Below are 15,159 nucleotides of genomic sequence, written 5' to 3' on the forward strand. Positions count from 1 at the left end.
TAAATAGAATCACTCGCATTTGATTCCATTTACCCTCCGGCGTGCCACCCATGAACGATGCAGTCGCGGCACCCGAACCCTGTCTCAATACCCTCTATCGCGAACACCGCAGCTGGCTGGAAAGCTGGCTGCGGCGGCGCCTGGGCAACGCCTGGGATGCTGCGGACCTGACCCAGGACACCTTCGTCCGCGTGCTCGCCGCCCACCAGGACAAACCGCTGCCGCGCCTGCAGGAGCCACGGGCCTACCTGCTCACCGTCGGCAAGCGCCTGCTGATCAACCACCACCAGCGCCGCAGCCTGGAACGCGCCTACCTGGACGCCCTGGCCAGCCTGCCGGAGGCGCAGGCGCCTTCGCCCGAACAGCGCTGGCTGCTGCTGGAAACCCTGCAGGCGCTGGACGAACTGCTCGACGGCCTGCCGCTGGCGGTGCGCCGCGCCTTCCTCTGGTCGCAGCTCGAAGGCCTCGACTACGCCAGCATCGCCCTGCGCCTGGACGTATCCGAACGCACGGTGAAGCGCTACATGGCCAAGGCCTACGAGCACTGCCTGCTGGTGGACCTGTGAGTGCCCAGCCCTCGGCCCACGCCCGCCAGGTGGCGCGGGAAGCGGCGCACTGGCTGACGCTGCTGGAGTCCGGCGGCGCCCGCGAGGCCGACCATGCCGAGTTGCAACGCTGGCGCGCCCGCAGCAGCGACCACGAACAGGCCTGGCAGAAGGCCCAGGCCCTGCGCCAGCGCTTCGCCCAATTGCCCGGCGCCCTGGCGTTGGCCAGCCTCGACCGTCCGGACCTGGGGCGGCGTACCACTCTCAAGCGCATGCTCGCTCTCGGCGCTCTGGCACCCGCCGGCTGGCTCGCCTGGCGGCAGATGCCCATCGCCAACTGGAGCGCCGACCTGCGCACCGCCACCGGCGAGCGGCGGTCGCTGGAGCTGCCCGACGGCACGCGCCTGCAGCTCAACACCGCCAGCGCGGTGAACCTGGATTTCACCGACGGTCGCCACCAACTCGCCCTGGTCGACGGCGAAATCGCCCTGGACGGCGCCAGCGAGTTGCAGGTACAGACCCGCGACGGTCGCCTGCAGGCGTCGGGCGCGCGCTTCTGCGTGCGCCAGTTCGACCACGGCTGCCTGGTATCGGTGGCGCGCGGCACGGTACGGCTGGAGCCTGTCCAGGGCATGCCGGTCACCCTGCAGGCGGGCCAGCGTGCCGGCCTGGGCGCTTCCGCTGTGGGCCGGGTGGAAGCCTTCGATACCCGCCAGCCCGACTGGCAGCAGGGTGTGCTGATCGTCGAGAACCGTGGCCTGGGTGCAGTGCTGCGCGAGCTGGATCGCTACCGACCCGGCGTGCTGCGCTGGGACCCGGCGCTGGAAACCCTCGCCGTGACCGGCACCTTCCGCCTGGAAGACACCGACAAGGCCCTGGCCCTGCTGGCCGCAAGCCTGCCCATAGAGGTGCACTACCGCACCCGCTACTGGGTGTCGCTGGTGCCACGGCAATCACCTGCATGAGGGCTGTCCCTTTTTTTCGGCTCGCCTGTCATCACTGGCAATAGAACGAAAAAGAGAGCCTTTCGATGTCTGCAGTCCTTTCCTTCCGTCCCTGCGCGATGCCTCTGCTTCTGGCCCTGGGCTGTGCCGGCCTGTCTGCCGCCAGCTGGGCCGACGACGGTGCGCGCCGCAGCTACCAGATCCCCGCCGGCAGCCTGGGCGCAGCGCTGACCCGTTTCGCCGGCGAGGCGGGCGTCAGCCTGTCCGTCGACCCGTCCCTGGTCTCCGGGCGCAGCAGCGCCGGGCTGAACGGCGACTTCGGCGTGGAAGAAGGCTTCGCCCGCCTGCTCCAGGGCTCCGGCCTGATGCTGCAACCGGCTGGCGAGGGCAGCTACACCCTGCTGCCGGTGCCCGAGGAGGGGAGCCGCGTGCAGCAGTTGCAACCGATCGCCATCACCGGGCAGGGCGGCGGCGCCAGCGCCGACCACTACGCCGGCGGCCAGGTCTCCCGGCGGGGCGGGCTGGGCATGCTGGGTGACCGCGACTTCATGGAGACGCCCTTCAACCTCACCTCCTACACCCGCGAGGCGGTGAAGAACCAGCAGGCCCGTACCCTGGCCGACGTGGTCGCCAGCGACCCTTCGGTGCGCACCACCAACCCGTCGGCGGGGCGCTTCGAGCAGTTCTCCATCCGTGGCTACAGCCTCTACAACAGCGATGTCGCCTACGGCGGCCTCTACGGCGTGCTGCCCACCTACTCCATCGACATGGAGATGGCCGAGCGGGTCGACATCCTCAAGGGCCCCGGAGCCTTGCTCGGCGGCCTGGCGCCCAATGGCAGCGTTGGCGGCAGCGTCAACATCGAGCCCAAGCGCGCGGGCGACGAGCCGACCACCGAGTTCACCGCCATGCACGCCTCCTCCGGCCAACTGGGCGGGCATGTGGACATCGGCCGGCGCTTCGGCGACGACCAGCGCTTCGGCCTGCGCTTCAACGGCGTCAAGCAGTCCGGCGACACCGAGTGGGACCACCAGAGCCTGGAGCGTGATTCCGCCGTGCTCGGGCTGGACCTGCGTACCGAGCGCGTGCGCCTGTCCCTCGACCTGGGCCGCCAGGAACGCGACGTCGACGGGCCGATGGAGCGCGTCGGCCTCAACGCCGGGGTCAAGGTGCCGGACGCCGAGGACATCCACCACAACTTCGCCCAGCCCTGGACCTACTCCCGTGCCAAGGACACCTTCGGCGCCCTGCGCGGCGAGTACGATCTGAGCGAGTCGCTGATGGTCTATGCCGCCGCCGGCGCGCGCCGGGGCGACTACGACTTCCTCCGCCACGCGGTGCAGCTGACCAACGACGCCGGGCGCTTCGTGGTCAGCCCGCGCGCCTTCCAGCGCGAGGAGGAGGTACGCACCGCCACGGTCGGCCTGCGCAACTGGTTTTCCACGGGCTCGGTGGGGCACACCCTCAATCTCAGCCTCAACCGCTTCGACATGACCTTCGACAACAGCGGTGCGCGCTACGCCAACGGCGTGAGCAACCTGTTCGACCCGACGACCCTGCCGGTGCCGATCACGCCCACGGCCGCCGACAACCCGACCCACACCGAGAGCGTGCTCTCCAGCCTGGCGCTGGCCGACACCCTCGGCTTCGCCGACGACCAGGTGCTGCTGACCCTCGGTGCGCGTCTGCAGCGGGTGGAGGTGGACAGTTCCGAACCCGGCGAGCCCGACCAGCGCTACGACGAACGCGCCACCTCGCCGGCCCTGGGCGTGGTCTGGCGCACCACCGAGTCCCTGTCGCTCTACGCCAACTACATGGAAGGCCTGACCCAAGGGCAGACCGCGCCGGAGACCGCCAACAATGCCGGCCAGGTGTTCGCGCCCTACCGCAGCAAGCAGGTGGAGGCCGGCATCAAGTACGACATGGGCAACCTGACCAGCACCCTCAGCGTCTTCCGCATCGAGAAACCGGCCTACTACACCGAGAACGGCTTCCTGCGGCCCGACGGCGAGCAGCGCAACCAGGGCGTGGAGCTGAACCTGTTCGGCGAACCGCTGGAGGGCGTGCGCATCCTCGGTGGCGCCATGCTGCTGGACGCCGAGCTGACCCGCACCGCCAATGGCACCAACGACGGCAACCGCGCGGTCGGGGCGCCGATCCTCAACGCCAACCTGGGCTTCGAATGGGACCTGCCCCAGGTCCAGGGGCTGACCCTGACCGCACGAGCCATCCACACCGGCGCCCAGTACCTCGACCAGGCCAACACGCAGAAGGCCGACGCCTGGCAGCGCTACGACCTGGGCGCGCGCTATGCCTTCAGCGTCGGCGAGACGGACGTCACCCTGCGCGCCAGCGTGGAGAACGTCATGGACAAGGCCTACTGGGCCTCGGCCAACGTCCCCGACGGCACCGCCACCGGCCTCACCCTCTCCACCCCGCGCACCTGGCTGGTGTCGGCGACCCTGGGGTTCTGATGGCCGCCTTCCCGGGCTGAAGCCCGGGCTACGGCCGGTATTCGTAGAGCGTAGGGTGGGCTTCAGCCCACCATCGGAGCTGCCGGCAACCCCCCTGGTGGATGGAAAAAGCGCTATCCACCGGCCCCGGCAGGCCCGTGCCTGTAGGGGTGAATTCATTCGCCAGGGGCCGCCGGCACGTTGTGTCCGGCAGGTGGGGTGGACCACGCTTCACCGGTCCACCGCAGCGGAGCCCGGTTCGGCTCCGCTGGTGGATGAAAAGAGCGCCATCCACCCTACCCCCCGACGTACCACGTGCCTGCAGGGGCGGACTCATTCGCCAAAGGCCGCCGACACGTTGTGTCCGGCAGGTGGGGTGGACCACGCTTCACCGGTCCACCGCAGCGGAGCCCGGTTCGGCTCCGCTGGTGGATGAAAAGAGCGCCATCCACCCTACACCCCGACGTACCACGTGCCTGTAGGGGCGGACTCATTCGCCAAGGGCCGCGCAGCGGCCCCATGGCCTGTGCGACAGGCATAAAAAAGCCCGGCATGAGCCGGGCTTTTTCGTCAGCGCTGACGTTTAGTTGCCGTAGACCGGCAGCTTGGCGCAGATGGCCTTGACCTGTTCGCGAACGCGGTCGACCACGGACTCGTCGCCCATGTTCTCGAGGATGTCGCAAATCCAGGTGGCCAGCTCGCGGCACTCGACTTCCTTGAAGCCGCGGGTGGTGACGGCCGGGGTGCCGATGCGCAGGCCGGAGGTGACGAAGGGCGAGCGCGGGTCGTTGGGTACCGAGTTCTTGTTCACGGTGATGAAGGCGCGACCCAGGGCGGCGTCGGCGTCCTTACCGGTGATGTCCTGCTTGATCAGGGACAGCAGGAACAGGTGGTTCTGGGTACCGCCGGAGACCACGTCGAAGCCGCGGTCGATGAACACCTGGGCCATGGCCTGGGCGTTTTTCACCACTTGCTGCTGGTAGGTCTTGAACTCGGGCTGCAGGGCTTCCTTGAAGCACACGGCCTTGGCGGCGATGACGTGCTCCAGCGGGCCACCCTGGGCGCCGGGGAAGACGGCGGAGTTCAGCTTCTTCTCGATCTCTTCGTTCTTGCGAGCGAGGATCAGGCCGCCGCGCGGGCCGCGCAGGGTCTTGTGGGTGGTGGTGGTGACCACGTCGGCGAAGGGCACCGGGTTCGGGTACACGCCAGCGGCGACCAGGCCGGCCACGTGGGCCATGTCGACGAACAGGTAGGCACCTACCTTGTCGGCGATGGCGCGGAAGCGCGGGAAGTCGAGGATCTGCGAATAGGCGGAGAAGCCTGCGACGATCATCTTCGGCTTGTGCTCGACGGCCAGGCGCTCGACTTCGTCGTAGTCGATCAGGCCGGCGTCGGTGATGCCGTACTGCACGGCGTTGTACAGCTTGCCGGAGGAGGAGACGGAAGCGCCGTGGGTCAGGTGACCGCCGTGGGCCAGGCTCATGCCGAGGATGGTGTCACCGGCCGACAGCAGGGCCAGGTAGACAGCGGCGTTGGCCTGGGAACCGGCATGGGGCTGGACGTTGGCGTAGTCGGCGCCGAACAGTTCCTTGGCGCGGTCGATGGCCAGTTGCTCGACAACGTCGACGTACTCGCAACCGCCGTAGTAGCGCTTGCCCGGGTAACCCTCGGCGTACTTGTTGGTCAGTACCGAACCCTGGGCTTCCATCACCGCCGGGCTGGTGTAGTTCTCGGAGGCGATGAGTTCGATGTGCTCTTCCTGGCGCTGGGCTTCCTGCTCCATCGCGGCGAAGAGGTCTGCATCGTAGCGGGCGAGGGTCAAATCACGGCTGAACATGGCGGTCCTCTCAGGGATCGGTACGTGGAAAGGCGCGCATTCTAACTCATAGGTCGTTGGCTGACACATGAAGGTCGGTCATACGACAGACAAGTGGCATTCACGCGGAATCACTGTCGTCTTCCTGCAATTGGGCGAGCTTCTGGCGCAGGGTCTCGCGCTCATGGTCGAACAGCAGTGGCAGCTGCTGCCAGCTCTCGTAGAGCGGCTCCAGCCAGCAGCAGTAGCCGTCGTCGGGGCGCTGGCTTTCCAGGTGTTCGAAGCAAGTGTGGATGTCCAGCGCGTGGGCTGGCTGGTCGTGGGCGATGGCCGCCAGCACGCGGATGGCCGCCACCGTGGTCCAGTCACTGGGCCCGAACAGGGCGCAGAGCAGCAGTTCGCGGCGCCGCGAGCCTTCCCAGCCGCCGTCGAGATGGGCCAGCACCTGGGCGGCGGCGCTTTGCACGCGGGTGAGCCAGAGCAGCGCGGGAATCGAGCGGTCGGGCACCGCCGGCGGGTGCACCAGGGTTGCCAGCACCTGCAGCGGCTCGTCACCTGTGAGGCCGGCGGCCACATGGCTGGCCTGGGCCCAGTTGGCGCGGGCATAGGGCTTGGCGGCGAGCGCGGCGATCAGCGCGCTGACCTTTTCGCCCGGCGGCGGCAGGGCCGGCTGCGCCTGGTCGCCCTCGTAGCGCCAGAGCCGGTGGGCGACCGGGCCCAGAGGCTGGCGCGGGTCGGGCTGGGCGATGGATTCGGCGGTTACCTCCACCTTGCAACCGGCCAGGCCATGGGCGGCGAGTTCCAGGGTGATGGCGAGGACGTTGCTCGGCGCCTCCAGGGAGCTGGTGCGCAGGGTGATGCTGTCGCCGGGCGAGCCGTTGTAGCTGCCATCGAGCAGGCTGTCGCGGATCTTGCGCAGGACGTTGGCGCTGGCGTCGTTGGGTTGGGGTGGGGCGCCGCTGGCGAGGAACCACAGCTGGTAGGCGCGCTCGTTATCGGCCTTGGCGGCGTCGATCACCCGCTGCAGCAGGGCGTCGTCGCCCGTGGCGCGCCACTGGCAGTAGTCCCGCGAGGGGGCGGCCCAGGCATGTTCCGGGTGCAGCGCCAGGGCCTGGTCGTACCAGTTGATCGCCTGGGCCCAGCCCTGGTTCTCCAGCCAGGTGTCGCCGGCCTCCAGGTAGGTGCTGAGTTCTTCCGGTTGCTGCTGCATGGCCTGGCTGAAGGCCAGGTCGGCCTCCGCCGGGCGGCCTTGTTGGCGTAGTACCAGGCCACATGCGGTCGCCTGGTGCCAGTCCTGCTGTTGCTCCGGGCCGGCCAGTTCCAGGGCCTGGTCGAACAGGGCGGCGCGGCGTAGCAGGCCGATGTGCAGCATGGCCCATTGGGCGACGAAATCGTCCGAAGGCCGGATGCGACGGGCCAGTGCAGCCCAGCGGCGGGTATTGGCGAGGTCGTGGGCGGTGGCTTCGCGGGCTTCCGGGGTGCGCTGGATGACGCGGCCGTAGAGGCGCATCTGCAGGTCGGCATCCAGCTGCTCCAGGGCGCCGGCCGGCTCCAGCCAGCCGAGGGCCCAGGCGTCGAGGTAGTCGCTTTCGGGGGCGGCGTCGATGACGTGCAGGAGTAGGTCCACCGCGTCGGCGACCCGCCCTTCGCGGGCCATGATCCAGCAGCGCAGGGCCTCGGTGGCGGCGTAGCGCTGATCGCTCGGCGGCAGCAGCACGGCTTCAGCCGGGGTACCGGCGGTTTGCAGGTAGCGTTCGGCCAGGGCCAGCCATTCGGGGTTGCCCGGGGCGAACTTCAGCAGCTCGGCCAGGTGCTCGGCGCCATGGGCGAGGTTGCCCTGTTCCAGCTCGGCCTCGGTGATGAAGCGCTCGAACTCGGCAGTGCCCTGGCGCAGCTCGATGCTGGTTTGTTCGGGGGCGGCCTGCGTCTCGGCGGTCGGGGCGGCTGGGGTGGTCTGGCGGGTATCGGCGTTGCGGGTAAAGCGTTTCCACCAGGACATGGCGGGCTCCTTGTCTCGTCGTCGCCGGTCAATGGCGGGCTGGTCGGGCGGGGCGCTGGGCCGTGATGGCGCGATCTTACGGCAAGGCCCCCGGCGTGGGCCTGTCGGGGATCACGAAACCGGTTTCGCGGCGAGGGTGGAGCGGTGTTCGGCATGACCTCGAAGGGTGGACCGGTGAAGCGTGGTCCACCCTACGCCCGGGCTGCGGAGACAAATAAGCTCAGGTGTTGACGCTCTCCACCGATCCCTCAGGCTATTCCAGCTTCCAGCTTCCAGCTTCCAGCTTCCAGCTTCCAGCTTCCAGCTCGCTGTCAGCGCTCAGGCAGCAACAGAAAATCGGTCACCACCGCCACCAGCCGGCCGTCGGCGTCGTAGCCGAAGTAGCTGGGGTAGGCGCCGTCGCCGTAGCCGCTGGAGAAGAGCGCCACATTGCCGGCGTCGGTCGGCAGCAGGTACCAGCTGCGGGTGTGCTGGTAGGTCTTGTCCAGTTCGGCGAACAGGCGCTTGTCGAAGGCCTCGCCCTCCTGGTCTCGGCGGGCCTCGTAGCTGCGCAGGGCAGCGGCGTCCATGAAGCCGCCGGTGCCGCTGTCCACCCCGTAGCCGAAGAACTCGTCCGGGGCCAGGGTGTTCGGGTCCTGGCCTTTCACCAGGGCCATCTCCCAGCGGGTCGCCGGGCCGGGGGCGAAGACGATGCGGGCGAAGGCCACGCGTTCGTCATCGCCGATTCGCGCGATGGCCAGCTGCAACGGATAGCGGCCCTTGGGCACGGCCTGGGTGAAGGGGCCGTCGCAACTCACCAGCGGGTCGCAGGCCACCAGTTGCCCGGTGGGCAGCTCCAGCTCGCCGATGGCCTGTGTATGGAGGCGGTAGTCCTGGCCCTCCACCTGCACCTGGTAGCCCTCGGTGAAGGCGGCATCGAAGAGCGGGTGGTCCATCGGGGCGGCGGCCTCGGCGTGGAGCGCGGGCAGGGCCAGCAGCAGGGCAAGCCTGGCGAAGTGTCGGTTCATGGTCGGTGGTTCTCCCTCTGTGCAGCAGCGGTGGAGAAGATCCCACGCCCTGGCGCCCGCGTGTGCGGACTGGTGCGCAGAATACCTGCGGCGCAGCCAGACGAGTGCGTCCTGCTCGACGGGCTTGCCGCTCCGACCGCTCAAGCGCGGTAATCTACGCGCCGTTTCGGCCTGGCATTCCCGGGCCCCGTCTATGCCGCCTCGGGCGTGCCTTATTGCACAAGGATCGAAGATGGAACCGGTATTCGTTACGCAGCGCCTGGCTGCACTGTTTGAGTCCCATGGCGTCGAGTTCGTCGTGCACGACGACTGGGTCGCCCCTGCTGGCCGGCTGCCGGCCATCCGCGCCACCTGGTACCCCGGCGAGCAGACCGGGCGGCTGAACGTGGATGTGCTGCTGGAAGACGACAACCGCCAGTTCCAGGAAGCCTTCGTCGGCCTGGGCGAGGGCGAGTCGGGTTTGCAGGACGCCTGGCAGAACTTCTGCCGCAACAGCTTCCACGTGCTGCTCTCGGCGTTGTGGGGCCATGTCGACGAGGAGCAGGTAATGGTGGAGACCTGGCAGGTGGGCGAGCAGCGCTTCGAGGCGCACCTGGGCAACCTCGGCCTGCGGGGCGCTGATGGCAAGGTGCCGGAGCTGCCCGCCGAGCTGTTCCCAAGTATCGAGGCGCAGATCCGCGCCCAGCCGCTGGACGCGCGCATCCACTGGTTCCGCCACTTCTTCTGCGCCTTCAGCAACCAGCGCACGGTGGAGGCGCTGTTCGACAACGACGCCTGGCAGGCCGGCATGGACAGCCTCTCGCGCCTCGGCTGGCAGGATTCGCAGGCCTACTACAGCGTGCGGCACTTCCTGGTGGTCAAGCCGGTTTCGGATTGATGCCGCATGCTTGGAGTCGCGCTGTAAAACAAAAGCCCCGCATCTAGCGGGGCTTTTGTTTGAGGTGACGTATCAACGGTTGTTGTAGCCGTCTTCGCTCGGGTCGTAGGTGATCTGGTAGACGTTGAAGTTGGCGCCGCCCGCGCCCACGCCGGTGTAGGTGAGGCGGCCCTGGCCCTTGTACAGCTCTTCCATGCGCATGGCGTCGCTGCCGAAGTAGAAGGGGATGAACATCTTGCCGGTCATGTGGTTGTAGCTGTCGGTGGGTTGGCCGATCAGGTCATGCACCTGTTTCATGGACATGCCGGGCTGCACCTTGGCAAAGGGGCTGCCTGCCGGGATCTGGCCGACGATCTGTTGTTGCGGGGCACGCGGCGAAGAGCCGCAGGCGGCCAGCAGGCCCATGGCGGCGATGAGGCCGATTTGCAGGAATTGGGTACGCATTGAACTTCTCCAGGGTGGTGACGGTAATTCGGTGGGCCGCTCAGCCCTTGTAGCCTTTCTCGACCAATTCCTTGGTCACTTCCTCGGCACCCTGCACGCACTCTTCGTGAGAGCTGTCGATGAACCTCAGGAAATGCCAGGTACCGTTCTTCTTCATCACGAAGGCTTGCATGTCACCGGTTTCCTGGCCGTCGGCCCTGACGGAGTTGACGGTCTGGCAAGCGGCAATGCCGTTGACTTCGGTGTACTCGCCGAATTTGTAGACGTCCTTCACCAGCAGGTTGTCGATCACCTCCTTCTGGACCTCGGATTCGGCGGAGTTGCAGCCGCCGAGCACGGCGGCGAGCCCCAGTGCGACAGCACAGCGGAGCAGGTTGGCAGGGGTGGGGCGGTGTTTCGCGGCGCGAGAAACGGTCATGACGCAATCATCCTTGTGCGGGGTTCTTGTTGGGGGCGTGGAGCGCCTGACTACCAGTGACGAGCGGCCGGAATGGCAGGGGCCGGGACCACCACTCCGGGACGCTGATTGCCGGCCACGAAAAAAAGCCACGACTTGGCGGCAGGGTCAGCGGCGTTCAGGGGGGCTTTGCAGATACTGGCGAGGGTGTCTAGGAGTCGCTTCGTACTTGCAATCCTTTGCAACACTTAAATGGCGAAGCGAAATCTGGCAGGGCTGTAGGAAATATTCAACTTCATTCGTATGACAACCAGACGCCCGTCACAGCGGCTGGTAAGGCGGTCGAGGCCGGTTTGGTGCGCCGCTCAACTGAGCATGAACAGCGCAGCACCGCCGAACTGGGCCTCGAACTGCTCGGGGCTCATGGGGCGGCCGAAGAGGTAGCCCTGCACTTCGTCGCAGCCGTGTTCGCGGAGGAACTCCAGCTGGGCGTGGGTCTCGACGCCTTCGGCGATCACCGCGAGGTTGAGGCTGTGGGACATGGCGATGATGGCGCGGGCGATCTGCGCATCGCGTTCGCCGTCGGGCAGGCCGTCGACGAAGCTGCGGTCGATCTTCAGCACATCGATGGGGAACTGCTTGAGGTAGTTGAGCGAGGAGTAGCCGGTGCCGAAGTCGTCCACCGCGATGCACAGGCCCAGGCGCTTGAGGCTGGCGAGAATCTGCATCGCTTCGCTGACATCGCGCATGAGGATGGATTCGGTCAGCTCCAGCTCCAGGCAGGCGGGCGGCAGGCCGCTGTCGGCGAGGATTCCGGAGATGCGTTCCACCAACTGGCCGTCGGCGAACTGGCGCGCGGAGATGTTCACCGAGATCTTCGGCAGGCGCATCTTCTGCTGGTGCCAGTGCTTGAGCTGGCGGCAGGCTTCGCGCACCACCCAGTCGCCGACGTCCACCACCAGGCCGAGTTCTTCGAGCACCGGGATGAAGTCGTTGGGCGGCACCAGGCCGCGTTTGGGGTGCTGCCAGCGCAGCAGCGCCTCGACGCCGGTGAGGCGCTTGCCGTCGCCGGAGAACTGCGGCTGGTAATAGAGGATGAATTCGCGCTGCTCCAGGGCGTGGCGCAGGTCGCCCTCCAGCTCCAGGCGCTCCAGGGCGCGGGCGTTCATTTCGGCCTGGTAGAACTGGAAGTTGTTCTTGCCGCGTTCCTTGGCGTGGTACATCGCGGTGTCGGCGTTCTTCATCAGCTGGCTCAGCTCGCGGCCGTCCTGGGGGCTGAGGGCGATGCCGATGCTGGCGGTGACGAAGAACTCGCGGCCTTCCAGCACGAAGGGCCGTGCCAGGCTGGCGAGTATCTGCTCGGCCACGCTGATGGCGCGGTTCAGCGCGCCTTCGCGGGTGGCGCGAGGTTGCAGCAGCAGGGTGAATTCGTCGCCACCCATGCGCGCCACGGTGTCGTCGTCGTCGACGCAGGCCGCCAGGCGGATGGCCACGTCCTTGAGCATGCGGTCGCCGGCGGCATGGCCGAGGGAGTCGTTGATCGGCTTGAAGCGGTCGAGGTCGAGGAACATCAGCACCACCCACTCCTGGTGCCGCTCGGCGTGCTGCAGAGCGGTGTGCAGGCGGTCCTGGAACAGCGTGCGGTTGGGCAGGTGGGTGAGGGCGTCGTAGTAGGCGAGGCGGTGGATGCGCTGCTCGCTGGCCTTGCGCTCGCTGATGTCGCTGAAGAAGCATACGTAGCTGACCAGGTCGCCTTCCTCGTCGTGCACCGCGGTGATGCCGATCCACGAGGGGTAGGCATCGCCCTGGCGGCGCTTGAGCCAGACCTCGCCCTCCCAGCTGCCGCGCTGGTTGAGCTGGCCGAGGATGTAGTTGAGCTGGGTGGCCTGCTGGCGGTCGGCGGTGAGCACCGAGGGCAGCTGGTCGAGCACTTCGGCCGAGGAATAGCCGGTGATGCGGCTGAAGGCTTCGTTGACCTGGACGATATAGCCCGCCGGGTCGGTGACCAGGATGGCCGAGGTGGAGTGCTCGAACACCGTCGCCGCCATGCGCAGGTCTTTTTCGGCGCGGCGTTGCTGGCTGATGTCGCGGCCGACGCCGAGCAGCCCTTCGAACTGCCCGTGTTCGTCCCACATCAGCATGATGCGCAGTTCCACGGGAATCTTGCGGCCATCGGCGCGCAGGCAGTCGAAGAGGAACAGCTGGGCCGGCAGGCGGGCGCGCAGTTCGGCCAGGCGCTGGGGGTTGCCCAGGGCGTTGCTGACCTGGTCCAGCAGCACGTAGAGCGGGGCCATCTGCCGTGGGTCGGCGACGGCGGTGTTGAAGCCGTTGGCGACCACCGATTCGGCGCTGAGGCCGAGCACCGGCTGCACCGAGGGGCTGACGTAGTTGAGCTGCAGCTGGCGGTCGCTGGTGAAGATCACGTCGCTGATGCTTTCTGCCAGCAGGCGGTAGCGCCGCTCGCTGTCGCGCATCAGTTCGCTGGCTTCGATCTGCTCGGTGATGTCCTTGGCCACGCCTATCAGGCGGCTGACCCGGCCCTGCTCGTCGCGGGTCAGGGATTGCTCGCGGATGTCGAACCAGTGCCAGTTGCCGTCGCGATGGCGCCAGCGCAACTGGCATTGCAGCAGCAGGCCGTCGCCGACTACCTGTTGCAGGTTGCGCATGCGCCAGTACTGTTCCTCGTCGTCCGGGTGCAGCACCTGCTCCCAGAAGCGCTCGCCCATCTCCTTGAGCTCGCTGCGGCTGTAGCCGAGCTGCTGGCCGAGGCGGTTGTTGCTGAGCATGACCTTGCGGTTACCGATGTCGTGCACGTAGAGGGTGTCCGGCACGGCCAGCACCACGTCGGACCAGAAGCGCTCGCGCTCGATCAGCGACAGCTCGATGCGTTTGCGGCTGGTGATGTCGCTGATGCTCAGGGTGACGGCGTGCAGGTCCTGGATCATTTCCGGCAGGCGCAGCACCACCCACAGGTGGCGCTCGGTGCCCTGGGGCGTGACGAGGCGGGTTTCCAGCTCGATCTGCGATTGGCTGCCGAGCACGGCGCCGATCAGCTGGACGCGGATGCCGCCATCGCGCAACGGGCCGTGGCCGACCAACTGCTGCCAGGCCTGCTCGGTGCTGGCGACGCCCAGCAGGCGCAGGGCGAACTGGTTGACCTCGGTGATGCGCAGGCGCTGCTGCAGCTCCATGTGCTGCTCGGGGTGCGCGGTGATCCACTGGCCGAGGGCCTGGGTGTCGCGCAGGCCCAGCTGGAACAGGTATTCGCGCAGGCCGGAAAGGTCCAGCACGCAGAGCGCGACGCCGGTGCCTTCGAAGATGTCCTGGTAGCGCCGACGGGTTTCCTGCAGCACGCGCAGGGCCTGCTGCTCTTCGGTGACGTCGCGCAGCACCCAGACGTAGCCGATCAGCTTGGCGCCATCGTTGAGGTCGTTGCGGGTCACGGCGAACAGGCGCTGCTCGCCGTCGACGCCGGCGGGCACCAGGTCCGGGCCGAGGTCGTTGGGGAAGGTGGTGGCGTGCAGCAGCAGCGGGTCCAGCCCTGGCAGCAGGGCCAGCAGGTGGTACTCCTGGGATTCTTCGCTGCTCATGCCGAACAACGCCTCGGCGCGGGCGTTGAGGTAGCACACCACGCCGTCGGTCCAGGTCACCACCACGCGCTCTTCGATCACCCCCAGGGCGCTGGCCGCCTGGCGCAGGGAGCGCCGCGAGGCGTCGTTGATCTCGCGCAGGTTGCGCTGTTCGCGCTGCAGGACGAACAGGGCGATGGTGGCCAGGGTGGCGCAGATCAGGAACAGCGCGAAGCGGCCGATGAGCCCGGGCAGCAACTGGGCCTGCACCTGGCGTTCGTCGTAGAGCGCGCGCAGCTGCCAGTCACTGTGGGCGAGGGGGGCGAGGAACAGCGTCTGCGACTCTTCCTCGGCGGTCACCGGCATGACGATGGGGCTGTCCTTGTCGAGCTTGCCGCTGTGCAGCAGCACGCGGGCGCTGAAGCGGTCCTCCAGCAGCCAGCCGGACTGGGCGCGCTCCTGCTCGCGGATCCAGTTGTGCAGCGCACGCGGCGCCAGGCGCAGCAGCCAGGCGTTGTTGGCCTGCACGTCCCGCAGGATCAGGTACAGCTGGCCGCCGGCCTGGGCGCTGAAGGCGAAGTGCACGGGCTGGCCGGCGGAGCGCTGGTAGAGGCTGGCGACGAACAGGGCGTCGTCGGCGCCTTCCGCGCTGTCGGCGGCGATGCCGCCACGGGGGGTGAGCCAGGCGATGCTGCGCATGGCCGGGTAGATGCGCCGCAGGTTGTCCAGCAGCTCGGGGTCGATGGACGGCTGGCGGGCGCTCTGGGAGAGGAAGGCGAGGCCGGCCTGGGCCTTGAACTCCATGCTGCCTTCCAGGTGGCTGGACATTTCCCGCGCCAGCTCCTGGCTGCGTTGTCGCTGGCTGTCCTGGAGCTGGTGGTACTCCTGTTGCAGCTGCCAGAGGAGCAGGCCGAGCATCGACAGCACGAGGATCACGAGCAGGCCCTTCACCGAGCGATGCATCGGCGGGCCGTACGGCTCTCCGGGCGCACGCGGGGTAGTGGAAGGGCGAAGCTTGGGCACTGGGCGAAATCCTGCGGTGACGACGAAAAAGGCAGGGTGGTGCTTGCCGACTGACTGTAGTCCGGCTGATGCAAGCCGGCTAGCA

The 15,159-nt window shown here is 67.8% G+C and carries 10 protein-coding genes; 4 read left to right on the forward strand and 6 right to left on the reverse strand.

Translation table 11 applies throughout. From position 1 onward, the window contains the following. Positions 1 to 50 precede the first annotated feature (50 nt). The 3 genes from PI990_RS05460 to PI990_RS05470 all read left to right on the forward strand — a co-directional run bounded on the left by PI990_RS05460 (position 51) and on the right by PI990_RS05470 (position 3,963). Complete coding sequence (locus PI990_RS05460) at positions 51 to 566, forward strand: sigma-70 family RNA polymerase sigma factor (RefSeq protein WP_021218785.1); 516 nt, start codon at positions 51 to 53, stop codon at positions 564 to 566. Next, positions 563 to 1,510 (forward strand): FecR domain-containing protein, encoded by a 948-nt coding sequence (locus PI990_RS05465; protein ID WP_271660026.1) that lies wholly within the window; start codon positions 563 to 565, stop codon positions 1,508 to 1,510. The genes PI990_RS05460 and PI990_RS05465 overlap by 4 nt, the downstream gene beginning before the upstream one ends. A 65-nt stretch (positions 1,511 to 1,575) precedes the next feature. Continuing rightward, positions 1,576 to 3,963 carry a TonB-dependent receptor gene (locus PI990_RS05470; RefSeq protein WP_271660027.1) on the forward strand — a complete coding sequence of 796 codons (2,388 nt, stop codon included), beginning with the start codon at positions 1,576 to 1,578 and terminating at the stop codon, positions 3,961 to 3,963. Positions 3,964 to 4,525: 562 nt separating this feature from the next. Here PI990_RS05470 and glyA read toward each other — a convergent pair. The 3 genes from glyA to PI990_RS05485 all read right to left on the reverse strand — a co-directional run bounded on the left by glyA (position 4,526) and on the right by PI990_RS05485 (position 8,764). Then, a complete protein-coding gene (gene glyA / locus PI990_RS05475; protein WP_021222882.1) occupies positions 4,526 to 5,779 on the reverse strand; it encodes a serine hydroxymethyltransferase in 1,254 nt (417 codons plus the stop codon). 100 nt (positions 5,780 to 5,879) lie between these two features. Next, positions 5,880 to 7,757 carry a hypothetical protein gene (locus PI990_RS05480; protein ID WP_271660028.1) on the reverse strand — a complete coding sequence of 626 codons (1,878 nt, stop codon included), beginning with the start codon at positions 7,755 to 7,757 and terminating at the stop codon, positions 5,880 to 5,882. A gap of 311 nt (positions 7,758 to 8,068) precedes the next feature. Then, entirely contained in the window at positions 8,069 to 8,764 is a 696-nt protein-coding gene (locus PI990_RS05485; RefSeq protein WP_271660029.1) for a DUF4241 domain-containing protein, read from the reverse strand. Positions 8,765 to 8,996: 232 nt separating this feature from the next. On the opposite strand from PI990_RS05485, the gene PI990_RS05490 reads away from it, so the two are divergent. Beyond that, entirely contained in the window at positions 8,997 to 9,641 is a 645-nt protein-coding gene (locus PI990_RS05490) for a DUF6348 family protein (RefSeq protein ID WP_271660030.1), read from the forward strand. Positions 9,642 to 9,713: 72 nt separating this feature from the next. Here the strand turns inward: PI990_RS05490 and PI990_RS05495 are convergent, their stop codons facing one another. From PI990_RS05495 to PI990_RS05505, 3 genes are all read right to left on the reverse strand, one after another. Beyond that, the gene (locus tag PI990_RS05495; RefSeq protein WP_271660031.1) at positions 9,714 to 10,085 is read right to left on the reverse strand and encodes a hypothetical protein; all 372 of its coding nucleotides are present in this window, start codon (positions 10,083 to 10,085) and stop codon (positions 9,714 to 9,716) included. Between the two features lie 40 nt (positions 10,086 to 10,125). Then, positions 10,126 to 10,503, reverse strand: coding sequence for a hypothetical protein (locus tag PI990_RS05500; RefSeq protein ID WP_271660032.1), 378 nt, complete (start codon positions 10,501 to 10,503; stop codon positions 10,126 to 10,128). Between the two features lie 344 nt (positions 10,504 to 10,847). After that, positions 10,848 to 15,014 (reverse strand): bifunctional diguanylate cyclase/phosphodiesterase, encoded by a 4,167-nt coding sequence (locus PI990_RS05505; RefSeq protein ID WP_271660033.1) that lies wholly within the window; start codon positions 15,012 to 15,014, stop codon positions 10,848 to 10,850. Positions 15,015 to 15,159: the final 145 nt, after the last annotated feature.

Source organism: Pseudomonas sp. TUM22785 (assembly GCF_028198105.1).
GTDB lineage: Bacteria > Pseudomonadota > Gammaproteobacteria > Pseudomonadales > Pseudomonadaceae > Metapseudomonas > Metapseudomonas solani.

What these genes read in the sequence shown, in the direction of transcription:
- PI990_RS05460 (WP_021218785.1), top strand. Translation starts at nt 51, where the DNA reads ATGAACGATGCAGTCGCGGCACCCGAACCCTGTCTCAATACCCTCTAT.
- PI990_RS05500 (WP_271660032.1), bottom strand. Translation starts at nt 10,503, where the DNA reads ATGACCGTTTCTCGCGCCGCGAAACACCGCCCCACCCCTGCCAACCTG.
- PI990_RS05470 (WP_271660027.1), top strand. Translation starts at nt 1,576, where the DNA reads ATGTCTGCAGTCCTTTCCTTCCGTCCCTGCGCGATGCCTCTGCTTCTG.
- PI990_RS05490 (WP_271660030.1), top strand. Translation starts at nt 8,997, where the DNA reads ATGGAACCGGTATTCGTTACGCAGCGCCTGGCTGCACTGTTTGAGTCC.
- PI990_RS05495 (WP_271660031.1), bottom strand. Translation starts at nt 10,085, where the DNA reads ATGCGTACCCAATTCCTGCAAATCGGCCTCATCGCCGCCATGGGCCTG.
- glyA (WP_021222882.1), bottom strand. Translation starts at nt 5,779, where the DNA reads ATGTTCAGCCGTGATTTGACCCTCGCCCGCTACGATGCAGACCTCTTC.
- PI990_RS05505 (WP_271660033.1), bottom strand. Translation starts at nt 15,014, where the DNA reads ATGCATCGCTCGGTGAAGGGCCTGCTCGTGATCCTCGTGCTGTCGATG.
- PI990_RS05480 (WP_271660028.1), bottom strand. Translation starts at nt 7,757, where the DNA reads ATGTCCTGGTGGAAACGCTTTACCCGCAACGCCGATACCCGCCAGACC.
- PI990_RS05485 (WP_271660029.1), bottom strand. Translation starts at nt 8,764, where the DNA reads ATGAACCGACACTTCGCCAGGCTTGCCCTGCTGCTGGCCCTGCCCGCG.